This window comes from Meiothermus taiwanensis WR-220, assembly GCF_003568585.1.
In the GTDB taxonomy this organism is placed as follows: Bacteria; Deinococcota; Deinococci; order Deinococcales; family Thermaceae; genus Meiothermus; species Meiothermus taiwanensis.
This window is the reverse complement of sequence record NZ_CP021130.1, coordinates 1,626,168-1,639,756: the sequence shown is the minus strand read 5'-3', so window position 1 is coordinate 1,639,756 and position 13,589 is coordinate 1,626,168. Positions and strand designations below refer to the sequence as shown.

14 protein-coding genes and 1 pseudogene are annotated in these 13,589 nt (G+C 63.3%); 5 read left to right on the top strand and 10 right to left on the bottom strand.

All coding sequences use genetic code 11. The features are described from left to right. Positions 1-11: 11 nt before the first annotated feature. Both MTAI_RS08100 and MTAI_RS08095 read right to left on the bottom strand, forming a co-directional pair. On the bottom strand, positions 12-500 hold the full coding sequence (locus tag MTAI_RS08100) for a (2Fe-2S)-binding protein (protein ID WP_027887916.1): 489 nt from the start codon (positions 498-500) through the stop codon (positions 12-14). Positions 501-530: 30 nt separating this feature from the next. Next, positions 531-1,409 carry an FAD binding domain-containing protein gene (locus MTAI_RS08095; RefSeq protein WP_027887917.1) on the bottom strand — a complete coding sequence of 293 codons (879 nt, stop codon included), beginning with the start codon at positions 1,407-1,409 and terminating at the stop codon, positions 531-533. Positions 1,410-1,534: 125 nt separating this feature from the next. Here MTAI_RS08095 and MTAI_RS08090 point away from each other — a divergent pair, with 125 nt between their 5' ends. From MTAI_RS08090 to rplT, 5 genes and pseudogenes are all read left to right on the top strand, one after another. Continuing rightward, positions 1,535-2,428, top strand: coding sequence for a nucleotidyltransferase family protein (locus tag MTAI_RS08090; protein ID WP_027887918.1), 894 nt, complete (start codon positions 1,535-1,537; stop codon positions 2,426-2,428). Between the two features lie 124 nt (positions 2,429-2,552). Then, positions 2,553-3,689 (top strand): NAD(P)/FAD-dependent oxidoreductase, encoded by a 1,137-nt coding sequence (locus MTAI_RS08085; RefSeq protein ID WP_027887919.1) that lies wholly within the window; start codon positions 2,553-2,555, stop codon positions 3,687-3,689. Between the two features lie 79 nt (positions 3,690-3,768). Continuing rightward, positions 3,769-4,922: pseudogene (locus MTAI_RS08080) on the top strand (integrase core domain-containing protein). 9 nt (positions 4,923-4,931) lie between these two features. Continuing rightward, the gene (gene rpmI, locus MTAI_RS08075) at positions 4,932-5,132 is read left to right on the top strand and encodes a 50S ribosomal protein L35 (RefSeq protein ID WP_013013665.1); all 201 of its coding nucleotides are present in this window, start codon (positions 4,932-4,934) and stop codon (positions 5,130-5,132) included. Between the two features lie 16 nt (positions 5,133-5,148). Beyond that, on the top strand, positions 5,149-5,496 hold the full coding sequence (gene rplT / locus MTAI_RS08070; protein ID WP_013013666.1) for a 50S ribosomal protein L20: 348 nt from the start codon (positions 5,149-5,151) through the stop codon (positions 5,494-5,496). Between the two features lie 155 nt (positions 5,497-5,651). On the opposite strand, the gene MTAI_RS08065 is transcribed toward rplT, so the two are convergent. From MTAI_RS08065 to uraD, 8 genes are all read right to left on the bottom strand, one after another. Further along, positions 5,652-6,944 carry a M20 family metallo-hydrolase gene (locus MTAI_RS08065; protein WP_027888450.1) on the bottom strand — a complete coding sequence of 431 codons (1,293 nt, stop codon included), beginning with the start codon at positions 6,942-6,944 and terminating at the stop codon, positions 5,652-5,654. 208 nt (positions 6,945-7,152) lie between these two features. After that, entirely contained in the window at positions 7,153-7,902 is a 750-nt protein-coding gene (gene allE / locus MTAI_RS08060) for a (S)-ureidoglycine aminohydrolase (protein WP_027888449.1), read from the bottom strand. A 25-nt stretch (positions 7,903-7,927) separates the two neighbouring features. After that, on the bottom strand, positions 7,928-9,292 hold the full coding sequence (locus MTAI_RS08055; protein ID WP_027888448.1) for an allantoinase: 1,365 nt from the start codon (positions 9,290-9,292) through the stop codon (positions 7,928-7,930). Positions 9,293-9,301: 9 nt separating this feature from the next. Then, complete coding sequence (locus tag MTAI_RS08050; protein ID WP_241768760.1) at positions 9,302-10,576, bottom strand: allantoate amidohydrolase; 1,275 nt, start codon at positions 10,574-10,576, stop codon at positions 9,302-9,304. Positions 10,577-10,798: 222 nt separating this feature from the next. Then, a complete protein-coding gene (locus tag MTAI_RS08045) occupies positions 10,799-11,077 on the bottom strand; it encodes a hypothetical protein (protein ID WP_131455703.1) in 279 nt (92 codons plus the stop codon). 136 nt (positions 11,078-11,213) lie between these two features. After that, positions 11,214-11,570 carry a hydroxyisourate hydrolase gene (uraH, locus tag MTAI_RS08040; RefSeq protein ID WP_027888445.1) on the bottom strand — a complete coding sequence of 119 codons (357 nt, stop codon included), beginning with the start codon at positions 11,568-11,570 and terminating at the stop codon, positions 11,214-11,216. Between the two features lie 9 nt (positions 11,571-11,579). Next, entirely contained in the window at positions 11,580-12,896 is a 1,317-nt protein-coding gene (locus MTAI_RS08035; RefSeq protein WP_036197255.1) for a urate hydroxylase PuuD, read from the bottom strand. 69 nt (positions 12,897-12,965) lie between these two features. Next, positions 12,966-13,466: a 2-oxo-4-hydroxy-4-carboxy-5-ureidoimidazoline decarboxylase gene (uraD, locus tag MTAI_RS08030; RefSeq protein WP_027888443.1), complete on the bottom strand. Its 501-nt coding sequence runs from the start codon at positions 13,464-13,466 to the stop codon at positions 12,966-12,968. Positions 13,467-13,589 lie beyond the last annotated feature (123 nt).

Genomic DNA, 13,589 nt, shown 5'->3' with positions numbered 1-13,589 from the left:
AACCAGAGAAGTTAATCGTCGGCGGCCGCGCTGGATGGTTGACGCAGCATCTCGGCGGCCTGTTGCACCGCCTTGACGATGTTCTGGTAGCCGGTGCAGCGACAGAGGTTGCCCGAGAGGCCGAAGCGAATCTCTTCCTCGGTGGGGTTGGGGTTGTGTTGCAAGAGCACGTGCGCGGCCATAATCATGCCGGGCGTGCAGTAGCCGCACTGCAGGCCGTGCTGGTCGTGGAAGGCCTGCTGCAATGGATGCAGCTGGCCGCCCTGGGCCATGCCCTCGATGGTGGTAATTTCGTGGCCCTCGGCCTGAACCGCAAACATGGTGCAACTTTTGACGGCGGTTTTACCGTCGAGCACCACCGTACAAACCCCGCACGAAGAGCTATCACAGCCGATGTGGGTTCCCGTCAGGCCGGCATCGCGGATGGCGTGCACCAGCAGGGTGCGGGGCTCCACACTGAGTTTTTTCTCTGAGCCGTTGATTTTTAGTGTGATTTCCATGCTGAGCTCCTACTAAAGCAGCTACAGGCCTCAGGCCACCACCACATTCAGGCGCTTCAGGGCCTTAATCAGGCCCCGGCCTACCAGTACCCGGGCCATGTCCTTTTTGTACTCGGCGGAGCCGCGCGCATCGGGATTGGGGTCGGCAATTTTGCGGGCTTCTTCGGCGGCGGCCCGGATCAGCTCGAGCGTAGGTTTCTGACCCCGCAGGATTTTTTCCCCCTCCTCAACCCGCAGGGGCATGTGGGCCACGGCGGTGATGCCGATGCCGGCTTCCTTGATGGTACCGTCGGGGTTGAGCTCAATCTGTACAGCCGCAGCGGCGGTGGCGTAGTCGCCCACCTTCCGCTCGATTTTTTCGTAGGCCCCGGAGGTGAGCGTGTTGGGGACAGGGAAACGCACCTCCACGGCCATCTCGCCCTCGCCGATGGAGGTGGCAAAGCTATCCACCAGGAATTGGTCGATGGGCTCCACTCGAGCCCCGCCCGGGCCCTGGATGACCATCTGGGCCCGCGCTGCAATGGCCGCAGCCGCCCAGTCGCCGGAGGGGTCGTTGTGGCAAAGGGAGCCCACCACGGTGGCGCGGAAGCGCACAATCGGGTCGGCAACAACCATCGAGACATCGCTAATCAGGTGATACCTGCTTCTGATCTCGGGGCTGAACTCCACGTCGGTATCCCGTACCAGCGCTCCCAGGCAGAGCATCCCATTTTCTTCTTTCATATAGCCCAGGTTGGGTAGTTTGTTGATATCGACCAGCACTGCAGGCTGGGCCAGGCGGTAGCGCATGGCCGGGATCAGGCTCTGTCCTCCGGCCAGCACGCGGGCGTCGGTGCCGTACTGGGCCAGATGGCTCAGGGCCTCCTCGAGGGACATCGGACGTTTGTACTCAAAGGCCGCAGGTATCATGCAGTCCAGCCTCCTTTTTGCTTTTGCAAGCCAGAATAATCTATGGCCTAAACCTATCTAGCAAGAATGTTTAAGCTTACAGTTTGTATCAATTTTCGCCAAGCTGCAATGCTTTACCATGGGCTATGGTGGATGCCATCGTGCTTTCGGCCGGGCGGGCCTCGAGGTTCGGGGTGCCTAAAATGCTGCTACCGGCGGGTGAGGGCCATGTCCTGCTGACACGGGTGCTCGAGCGGGCTGCTTGTGTGGTGGATGGACGCATTGCCGTAGTTGTGGGGCGTGCATCGCAGGTAACCCGCTACGTGGTGGAGCGCTGGGTGGCAACCAGCGGGGGACGGCGGGGCGCGAGGGTGCGCGCGGTGCTCAACCGCCATTACCGTTACGGGCAGAGCACCTCGCTGAAAGCCGGTGTACGGGCCTTGCCGGACGCGGCGGGCGTGCTGGTATTCCTGGCCGATATGCCGGCGCTCGAGCCGAAAAGGCTCGAACAACTGAGAGAGGCCATACAGGCTCGAGCCCCGCGCTCGGTGGCGGTGGCGGCCAGCCTGCAGGGCCAGGTGCTGCCGCCGGTCTACCTGTCGGCCCAGCTTTTCCCGGAGATTCAAAAGCTCAGAGGGGATCAGGGGGCGCGGGCCATCCTGCGGGCCTACGAAGAACGCGTGGAGCGGGTCGAGTGGGGGGCGGGGCCCTGGTTTGCCGATGTGGACGACTGGCCGACCTATCGGCATCTGGCCCAGCAGCAGGGGTGGGCCCTCGAGCAGGCGGTTCCGTTGCCCCGACGGCCCATGGCCCAGGCCCAGGCGAAAGCCTTGGTAGATGCAGCCCTGGCAGGGCGGGAGGTGCCCTGGTTGGCGCCAGGACTCCTGCTGCTACCGTTCCCGGATGAGGCCTGCTGGTTCGATCTAACCCCGCCCTACCGTGGGGTTGGGGGTCTGGTGATGGGGCGTGCAAACACGCCGGAAGCTTACCTGCACTTGCTGCGCAGGGCGGCCCTTGCGGCGCTGGCTTTGGGGGTGTAGTTCTCAAAAATTCAGCCAAAGCAAAGACCTTCAGCAGCTATCTTTTTGCACCCTAGAGCCCTTCCTTTCCATCTCCGGGCTGCTTGTTTGGTAAGGGTTCGGTTTGTGCGCTAAAGTAGGCACGATGGCGCAATACGATGTTCTGGTAGTTGGGGCGGGCATTATCGGCGCGGCCTGTGCGTACCGGCTGGCTGAGCGGGGCCTGCGGGTGGGCGTGCTGGAGAAGGCCCCCGCACCCGCTATGGGATCGACCGGCAAGAGTGCGGCGGGTGTGCGGGTGCAGTTTACCGAAGCCACCAACATCCTCCTGTCCTGGTATTCCATACAGGAATATCGAGCGATGCCCGAGGCGGCTTACCGGCCCATTGGCTATTTATTTCTGGTACCGGGCTCTCGGTGGGAACAGCACCTGGCGGGGGTGGAGTTGCAGCGCAGCCTGGGGGTGCCCGTGGAGGTGCGCGACCTCGAGGCGGCCCAGGAGTGGTTCAGCTTCTCACCGATGGCGGCGGGCCTGGAAGCCATCCGGGGGGCCACCTATGGCCCTGCCGACGGTATCGTAGACCCCCACGGCATCTGCCTGGCCTATCTGCGGCGGGCCAGGGAGATGGGGGCTTTGGTTCATACCGAGACCGAGTTTGGCCTGGCACAACCGACCGCGGCGGGGTGGAAGGTGCAGACCTCCAGAGGGCCGCTCGAGGCCCGGGTGGTGGTCAACGCGGCCGGGGCCTGGGCGGGCGAGGTGGGGCGACGGGCCGGGCTGGAAATTCCCGTGCAGCCCGCCCGGCGGATGGTTTTCTGCACCGCGCCCCTGCCCCAACCTTCCTGGCATCCCCTGACCATAGACCTGTCCAGCGGTTTTTGGTTTCGCCCCGAGCACGACCGGTTGATTTTTGGTCGCAGCAATCCGGCCGATTTGGGCTTCCAGGAAGGGATGGACTGGGGCTGGCTCGAGCCCACCCTGGAGGCGGGCCTGGCCCGCTTTCCCTGGCTCGAGCGGTGTAACCTCGACCAAAAAGCGAGCTGGTGGGGCTACTACGAGGTCACCCCCGATCACAACCCCATCCTGGGCTGGATGCCGGGTGTGGAGGGCTGGGTCAACGCCTGTGGCTTTTCCGGCCACGGGGTGCAGCAGGCCGCCATGGTGGGCCGTCTGATGGCCGAGGAAGTAGCGGATGGACGGGCTTACAGCTTGAATATAGACGCACTGCGCTACGAACGCTTTTTGGAAGATGCCAAAACGCGGGAAAAAAACATCGTCTAGGTGTGCTCGGCCGGATACATGTGAGACTCTGAGCGAAAGAGAATAGGGGGAACCGACTCTGGAAAGGAGGTTCCCCCAGATGCAGCTTACTACAGTTGGAAAACCCCTGCTCAAAGCCGCCAACCAAGCCAGCCAGCTCGAACAAGCAGGCGCCGGCGACCCCGTCGTGGCCGAGCGCCTGCGGAAGCTCAAACTGGTAGAGACCCTCAGAAAAAAGAAAGTTCCCTGGGACGAAGTCCAAAAGCTGGTAGGCATCAGCAAGGCCACCTACCACCGCTGGAAAAAAAGACTCGAAGAACAAGACCTTGCCGGCCTCAAACCCAAAAGCCGCAAACCCAGGAAGCTGCGCCGGAAGGTACACTGGAAACCCGATGTCCTCATACGCATAGAGCGGCTGCGCAAACAAAACCCCACCTGGGGCCGCTGGCGCATCGGGCAGAGACTGCACAGAGAGGGCTACACCCTAAGCGAACGCACGGTAGGACGCATCCTGAGCTACCTGGAGCGAAGCGGCCGGGTGGAGCCGGTGAGCGCTTTCCTGGCCAGAAACCGTAAGGCCCGTTTGCGCAGGAAGAGCCAGCGGCCCTATGCCCGGAGGAAGCCCGCGGAGTACACGGCGCTGCGGCCTGGGGATCTGGTACAGGTGGATACGCTGTGGGTGGATCTGGGGGACGGGACGGGTCTGCGGCAGTTTACGGCGGTGGACACGGTAAGCCGCTGGGGGACGGCGGGGGTGTACAGCCGGGCGAGTGCTAAGACGGCGCTGGATTTTCTGCAGCAGCTGGTGCGGCGATGTCCTTGTGTCATCCGTGCGATCCAGGTGGATGGGGGCAGCGAGTTCATGGCGGAGTTTGAGGAGGGTTGTCGGGTATTGGGGATAGAGCTTTTTGTTTTGCCGCCGAGGAGTCCGAAGCTGAACGGGATGGTAGAGCGGCTGCAGCGGACGTTTCGGGATGAGTTTTACACGCGGGCTTTACCGCTGGGGATAGAGGCTATTCAAGGGGAGCTGGAGGGTTATCTGGAGCACTACAACCTGCACCGGCCGCACATGGCCCTGGGGGGGTTGGCGCCGGTGGAGTACCTGGCTAAGCTACAGGAGGTGTCGGTTCCCCTGGAGTCTCAAATGTATTGACCGATTACACTAGGGTTGGCAGGGGCCTGAAAGGATGCTATACTTGCAAGGCTGCCGAGTCGAAAGCCCTCGAGATGAGGCACTTGGGCGGCAAACTCTAGGAGTAGACCATGGCTAAGATGAAGACCCATAAGGGCGCCAAAGGCCGTGTCAAGATTACGGCTACAGGCAAAGTGGTAGGCAAAAAGCCGGGAAAGCGCCACCTCAACTGGCACAAATCGGGTAAAAGCCGCCGTCAGAAAGGGCGCGACTTTACCTTTTCGAAGGGCGAAGAGCGTCGTGTCCACCGCCTGATGCCCTACGACGTATAAGGAGAGGTGATACAGAATGCCACGCGCCAAGACCGGTGTAGTTCGTCGTCGTAAACATAAGGCCATTCTTAAGCGGGCCAAGGGCTTCTATGGTTTGCGTTCCAAGAGTGTGCGCAAGGCCCGCGAAACCCTGTTTAGCGGGGCCATGCGCTCCTTCAACGACCGCCGCAAGCGCAAGGGCGATATGCGCCGCTTGTGGATTGTGCGTATCAACGCGGCTGCTCGCCAGCATGGTCTGAGCTACAGCGTGTTTATGCACGGCCTTAAGAAAGCCGGCATTGAGCTTGACCGCAAGATTCTTGCCGATATTGCGGTGCGCCAGCCCGAAGCCTTTGCCGAGTTGGTGAATAAGGCCAGGGCCTGAGACGGTTTTCACCGATCCATCCACCCGCCCCTGGGCGGGTGTTTTTTACCTCGAGGCTCCGCTCGAGCCAATCTTCCGTTGGATCGCTAACTCGGAGTGCAGTGGAGTTTGTGAGGTCGGACTTGCCGTGCAGCTCTTCTTGAATCCAACCAAGGTTATTCATCGAGCAGAACGGGGTCTTCCTTCAACGCAGCTTTGTCCTCGGCCAGCGAGAGCTTGGCCAGGGTGAGGGCCAGCACGTAGGTGCCTCTGGCTATGTCCTCAGGGGCAGCGTACTCGTCTGGGCGGTGGCTTATGCCTTCCCGACAGGGAATGAAGAGCATGGCGGTTGGGGCAATCCGGGCCATGAACAAAGAGTCGTGATAGGCCCGGCTCACCATCAACTTAAACCTGACCCCGGCCTCGCTGCAGGCAGCAACAAGCGCTTTGAGTACCTCGGAACCCGCTTTGGCTGGGGGGTCGATGTTGATGATCTCCACGCTGTATTTAATTTCACGCCGGGTGCAGACCTGCTCGACACCTTGAATTACGTTGCGGATCACCTGGTCGCGGCGGGATTGCTCGACATCCCGGATGTCGATCTCGAGCCTGACCCGGCTGGGCACGCTGTTGACGGCGTTGGGATAAACCTCGCAAAAACCGGTGGTGGCTACGGTGTTGATGCTGCCGCTGCTTTTAGCAAAGGCCTCTACCCCCAGGATGATCTCGGCGGCAGCGCACAGGGCATCGCGCCGGTCGGGCATCAGGACGGTGCCGGCGTGGCCGCCCACCCCCTCCAGGTGAACCCGCAGGGAGGCCGGGGCCGCAATGGCCGTCACGATGCCCAGCGGAACGCGCTCCTGCTCGAGCACCGGCCCTTGCTCGATGTGCAGCTCCACAAAAGCCGAGTAGTAGCCCTCGGGGAGGGCCACGTCTTCCAGGCGGCCCATATAGCCAGCCTCCCAGCGCACCTCCTCGAGGCTGCGCCCCTCCGGGTCTTTGAGCCCTCGCAGCGACTCGGCGCTCAAGACCCCGGCCAGGGCCCGGCTTCCCAGGCAGCCGATGCCAAAACGGGTGGGCTCCTCGGCGGTGAAGATGAGCAGTTCAATGGAGCGGTAGGGCTTGAAGCCGCTGCGCTGCAAAGAGCGGATGGCCTCCAGCCCCCCCAAAACGCCCACCGTGCCGTCGTACATCCCGGCATAGGGGATGGCGTCGAAGTGCGAGCCGGTGCCCACCGCCGGTAAATCGGGTGCGGAGCCCTCCCAACGGGCGAAGATGTTGCCCAAAGCATCCTCGCGCAGTTGCAGGCCCGCTTCCTCGCACAGCCCCTTGAGGTAGGCCCGGGCCTCGAGGTCGGGTTTGGTAAACAGGATGCGGGTAATGGCCGGCTTGGGGGTATCGGAAAACTCCGCCAGGGCCTCGAGTTCGCGGATAATTCGTTCTTGGTCTACCAGGGGTCGTACGATCATGGGCTACTCCGGCAATTTTTCCTAGATATTCTTCAGCCAGTCTTGGGGAGAATCCATACCGGATTCAAAAGGACCATCGTCAATCAAGAATTCCGTGAGGCTGTCTTTTTGAATCCTTGAGCACTCCCATCTGGTATTAGCACAAGAAGTTTACCGCACCCAGCCAGCCGGCCTCCACCGTCCAGATACGGTGTGCAGGGTGTCTTCATCAGGAGAGCAGCTCGAGCGAGTGCCGGTTGACGTCTTTGTAGATCAGGTACTTGCTGGGCGTTTTACCCAAAGCCCCAAACCACTGGGGGCAGTAGGAGGCCATCCAGATCACGTCGCCGGCCTGCACGGTGTACCAGCAGTCACCCAGCCGGTACACCCCGCCGCCCTCGAGGAAGAGCAGGCCGTGTTCCATCACGTGGGTCTCCACCAAGGACAGGTGGGCGCCAGGCTCGAAGGTCATGGTGTTGACGGCCATGTCAAAAGAGGGGTTGTCCGGCAAGAGCAGGCGCACCTGCAGGGCCTCGTCGCCCAGGAGCGGGCTGCTGGGGATATCGGGCTCGTGCCCGATCACCACCGAGGGTACTTCTACCCCGGCCAGGGCCTGGTAGGGCTTGTCGAACACCACCATCCGCGCGCGGGCGGCGGCCTCAAAGCGGTGCGGGGTGTTGGCCGGCAGGTAGGCGTAGTGCTGGGCCCCCAGGGTATGCCGGGTACCGCCCACCTCGAGGGCCACCGCACCTTCCAGCACGTAGGCAAAGCGCTGGATGTCCAGCAGGGTCATCTCGCCGGTGCCGCCGGCCTCCATCTCCACCGTGTACATCTTGAAGCGGGCCCCCAGCTCGGGGGAGATGTGCACGATGCAGGCGGTGTTTTTCCAGCCGGGCAGGGGGGCCCGCACAAAGGTATCGGGGGTCAGGAGGGCGTGGTCGGGGGTTACGCGGGTACGGGTAAAACCGGTCAGGCTCATAGAGACCTCTGGGCAAACAGGCCCGTCAGGGTGCTGTCTCGAAGGGGATTGTCCCCTTGAGCAAGCGAACCTCGCTGGGCTTTTCTATCTTACCCAAGGCATACACCCGCTGGCCCCGCAGCCAGGTTTCCCGCACCACCCCCACAAAGCTACGGCCCAGGTAGGGTGAGATGGGATGCCGGTAGCGCAGGTTCTGGGGCTTTAGGGTGTGGGTTTGCTGCAGGTCTACCAGGGCGAAATCGGCCTCGTAGCCTTCGGCCAATAGGCCCTTGCCCACCAGGCCAAAGCGCCGCGCCGGGTTGGCCGAGAGCAGGGCGGCCAGCCGCTCCAGGGCCAGCCCGCGCTGCTGCCAGCCTTCGGTGAGCAGCACGGCCAGGGTGGACTGCACCCCGGCAATCCCGCCCCACATGGCAAAAAAGTCTTGGCCCTGCTTCATCTCGGGGGGGCTGGGGGAGTGGTCGGAGGCGACGATGTCCACCTGTCCCTGCAAAACCTGGTTCCACAGCAGAGTTTGTTGCTCGCGGGAGCGCAGGGGCGGGGCGCACTTGCCCACAGCCCCCAGGCGTTCCAGGTCTTCCTCGGTGAAGGCCAGGTAGTGGGGGCAGGTCTCGAGGCTCACGTCCACCCCTCGGGCCCTGGCCTCGGCGGCCAGCGCCACCCCCGCCCCCGAGCTGATGTGCACGATGTGGAGCTTGCAGCCGGTCTCCTGCGCCAGCAACAGGGCCCGCTGGATGGCCTCGAGCTCGGTAAAGACCGGCCTCGAGGCCAGGTAGTCGCGCCAGGTGGTCTGGCCCTGCCGGCGCTTCTGCTGGGTAAAGTGGGCCGTCAGGGCCTCCGACTCGGCGTGAACGGCCACCGGCAGGCCCAGCCGGGCGGCGATGCGCATGCCTTCGTACAGGCTGCCGTCGTCGCAGGGCGGAAACTCCGGCAGGCCGGAGTTCGACATGAAGGCCTTGAAGCCAATCACGCCCCGTTCGGCCAGCTCGGGCAGGTGCTCCAGATTGCCGGGGGTCAGACCGCCCCACAAGGCAAAGTCGGTGTAGGAAGAAGCCCGCATGGCCGCTAGTTTTTGGTCGAAGGAAGGGGCGTCGAGGGTGCAGGGCAGGGAGTTGAGCGGCATGTCGAAAAACGCCGTGCCGCCCCCGGCGGCCAGGGCCGCGCTGCCGCTGGCGATGCCCTCCCAGTGGGCCCGCCCCGGCTCGTTGAAGTGCACGTGTACGTCGATCAGCCCCGGAAAGACGTGCAAGCCCTCTGCGCGGATCTCCTGCCGGGCCGGCTCGGTAATCTCCGGGGCGATCTGCACAATCCGCCCCTCCGCGACCGCCAGGTCGGCCTGCCGTACCCCTTCGGGGGTGACCAGCTTTCCACCGCGCACGATCAGGTCGAGCATCGTTCCCTCCTACCCAGCCTCGGCCGCCAGCCTGTGCAAAAAGTCCAGGCCCACCCGCAGGGCGGCCTCCACGTCCTGCGGCCAGACCGCCTCATCGGGGTGGTGCGAGAGGCCGCCGGGGCTGCGCAGGAACAGCATGGTGGCGGGACACAGGGCCGCCATAATCATGGCATCGTGCCCGGCCCCCGAGACCATCCGGTGCACCGGGTAGCCCTGGGCCTCCAAGGCCTGGGCCAGCAGCGCGTTCAGGTCGGGGTCGCAGGGCACGGCGGGCTGCTCGTAGAGGGTGCGGTAGCCGAGCTCGAGGCCCCGGCGCTGGGCCACCTGCTGGGCCCGGGTGATCAGGTTGGCCACCGCCCGGCTGCGGGTGTCGTCCTCGAGGTGGCGCACATCCAGGCTCATCCGCACCTCCCCCGGAATCACGTTGGCCGCGCCGGGCAGGGCGGTAATTATGCCCACCGTGGCCACCAGGCCCGGCTCCTCGCGGGCCTCGCGCTCGACCAGGGTCATCCACTCGGCGGCCCCGGCCAGGGCGTCGCGGCGCAGGTGCATGGGCGTGGTGCCGGCGTGTCCGGCCTGGCCGCGGAAGGCCACCTCGAGCCGGCTCTGCCCCACGATGCCCTCCACCAGGCCCAGCGGGTACCCCAGGGCCTCCAGCACCGGCCCCTGCTCGATGTGGAACTCCACAAACCCCCTGACTTGGGCGGGGTTATAGGCGGCCTGGGGGATCTGGGCAGGCTCCAGGCCAAAGGCCCGGATGGCCGCCTCGACCGTCTGCCCCTCGGCGTCTTGCAGCTTTAGCAGCTCCGGCTCAAACCGCCCGACGATGGCCTTGCTCCCCAAAAAAGGCACCCCAAACCGCACCCCTTCTTCTTCCGAAAAAGCGATCACCTCGAGGGCAAAAGGCAGCCGCCGGCCCCCCAGGGCCTTCACCACCGCCAGCGCCAGCACTACCCCCAGAAGGCCGTCGTACCGGCCCGCATCGCGCACGGTGTCCACGTGCGAGCCCATCAGCAGGGCCGGGGCCTCGGGGTTCTGGCCGGGGTAGTGCCCGATCAGGTTCCCCACCGCGTCCACCCGCACCGTCATGCCCAGCTCCTGCATCCAGGCGGTAAGCAGCCGGTGCACCTCCCGCATGGGCGGAGAGAGGAAGGTGCGGGTCAGGCGGCCTGTTTCTTCGGACAGGCGGCCCAGGATGTGGCAGCGCTCGAGGGCTTCCTGGGCTAGTTGAGGGAAGTCAGTATTGACTTCCCTCGATATCGGTTCCCGATGGTTGGTTTCCACGGGTCTACCTTACCGGATTATGCCATGCCGTATGTCAAAACATTTTCGCAAATGAGTGGGTGCCGAGGCAATACAGGAGCCTAATGTGGAAGGTCTGCAACACAGAATCGCTCCCTTGCTGAAACCTCCGTTGAGCCAGTGTCGCACAAACCTTACTAGGCGTTGCTAGGTGGAGCTTCTTCAACTTTCTTGGAAGAGACCGCAAACCATTACAGTCTAGTATCACATCGAGCCGGAAGAGAACACAGCAACGAGGAATATGGACGCTATTATCAAGATTATGTACAGCCCCAAGAAGATCAGGCTAATTATGGCACTTTGTCGTGCTTTGACTGGTGCGTTAGACGCGAAGAACAGATAAGCGACGAGCCCCACAAGTGGGGTAAGAAACATGCAAACAAGGACTAAAACAATTTTTTCCCCAGTAGAAAGTGGGGTCATATCTTTGACCTGCTGTACGCCCACTTGAGGAGATTGGTTTTGCGGTTCTTTATCACTCATATCATTGTCTCCTAACTGATTTATAACAAATTTATAACAAAACTTTTTTCTTTGTCAAGTGCTCGTATCTAGTTTGATATAGTTGCTATTTTTGTTAGGACTACTTGCAATAAGTTTGCGCTGCGTGCGTTTATATTTAGCTACCCCGGTAGGTGCTGTAGCCGTAGGGCGAGATGAGCAGCGGTACGTGGTAGTGCCCCTGGGCCTCGGCGATGCCAAAGCGGATGGGCACCTCGTCCAGAAAGGGGGGGTCGGGCAGGGGGACGCCCTGGGCCTTGAAGTAGGCGGCCACGTGGAAGACCAGCTCGTACCGGCCCACCGGGATGGTCTCGCCCGAGAGCAAGGGGGTATCGGTGCGGCCGTCGGCGTTGGTGCGGGCCGCGGTCACGAAGGTGCGCTCGCCCGAGGGGCCGAGGCGGTAGAGCTCGAGGTCGAGCCCCGCCGCAGGGCGGCCGTGGGCGGTGTCCAGCACATGGGTCGAGAGCCGTGCCATGCCTTAATCCTACGGCCCCGGCGCGCCTTGGGCCACCCAGGCCCCCAGCCGGGCCCGCTGCTCGGGGGTCATGGGCGGAACCCCCGGTACAAGCAGCGGCATGTACTGGGTGTCCACCGCAACCTGCTTGATCTTCTGGGCATATCCCACGATCTGCTCGGGGGTCTCGAGCACCACCCCGCCCGGCGCCGAGACAAAACCCGGCTGGGTGGGGCGGGCCGCGTGGCACATCTGGCAGTGCTGCACGATAATATCGTGCACTTCGGCAAAGGTCACCGGGGGCTGGTTCTGGGCTGCTGTGGAGGGGCGCGGGGCGGTCAGGTAGAAGGCCCCCAGGAGCAAAGCCGCCGCCAGCACCAGCAGGTAGGGCATGGCCCCGCCCTCCACCAGGGTTTTGTGGTGCTCTTTCTCGGTCACGTTGATGAAGTGCCGCACCGCCACCCCGGCCGCAAAGAGCAGAATCAGGATGAGCCAGTTGGCCCCGTGGTTATAGGTCATGGGGAAGTGGTGGGCGATCATGGTGAAGAGCACCGGCAGGGTGAGGTAGTTGTTGTGGCGGGAGCGAAGCTGCACCCAGGCCACAAAGTTGGGGTCGAGGGTTTCCCCCTGTTGCGCGGCCCGCACCAGCTTTTTCTGCGAGGGGATGATCACGAAAAACACATTGGCGGCCATGATGGTGCCCAGCATGGCCCCGATGTGCATAAAGGCGCCGCGCCCGCTAAAGACCTGCCCCAGCAGGTAGGCCGCCAGCGCGACCAGCACCCCGCCCACCAGCAAAAACAAAGCCGGGCGGTAGAGCAACTGGGTGCTGGAAAGCCCCACGTAAACCAGCCAGGCCGCCCCCAGGCTTCCGATGGCAATCGCGATGGCCGCCCAGCCCGGCAGGGTGCTGCCGGGGGCCAGCAGAATCGTCCGGGGGTCGGCGTAGTAGACGATGATGAGGAGCAGGAACCCCGTCACCCAGGTGAGGTAGGCGTCCCACTTGAACCAGTGCAGGTACCGGGGCAGCTCCTTGGGGGCGGTTTTGTACTTTTCCAGGTAGTAGATGCCGCCGCCGTGGATGGCCCAGAGGTTGCCGGAGAGCTCGGCCCGCACCCCCTGGCGCTCGAGGGCGTTCTCCAGAAAGATGAAATAGAAGCTGGCCCCAATCCAGGCGATGCCGTAGATGATGTGCAGCCAGCGCACCACCAGGTTGAGCCACTCCCGGGCGTGGGCCTGCCAGCCGTTGGCCAGGGTGAGCGCCACCGCCACGGCGAAGAGGGCCAGGAGGGCCAGCACCCAGGGCCACTTGACGATTCGCAGTCGGTCTTGGTGTAGGGGGTTCATGGTGCTGTCCAGTCTGATTCTAGGCGCTGCCACCGGCGCACTGTCAAACTTGAGCCGCGTTGGTTTGGTTTACCCCGTCTCGGTCAGCAGGTCGGCCAGGCGGAAACGGGCAATTTTGAACACTTCCTCCAGGGCCGTCTGGAACTCCACCTCCGGGGCATTGTGGAGCCTTTGCTCAATGGCCTGGAAGATCTCGGCTTTGGTCTTGCCCCGCACCGCCAGGATGAAGGGAAAGCCGAATTTCTCGGTGTAGGCCCGGTTCAGGGCCTGGATGCGCTCGAGCTCGGCGGGGGTGAGGGCGTCCAGCCCGGCCCCCTTTTGCTCCGCTATCGAGGCTGGGGCCATGCGGGCGCGGCTGCCGAGGTCGGGGTGGGCCCGCAGGAGGGCGAGCTGGGCCTCCTTTGGGGCCTGCTGCACCACCTGCACCAGGCTTTGGTAGAGGGCCTCGAGGCTGGCCCAGGGACGGCGTTCCCAGGCCTGCTCGGCGATCCAGGGCGAGTGCTCAAAGACCCAGCCCACCCGTTCGACAAAGGCTTCTTTGGAGAGAAGATGTATGGCCTCGAGGTTCATATCTGCGCCCATTATCCCGAACCAACCCGCCCAAAATCAGCACTACAAAAACACAGTGGGCTATTTTTTGTAGACCCTGGGACTGGTTTTTGGGTGCGCTCTGACCCCATGTGTGGTGCGATT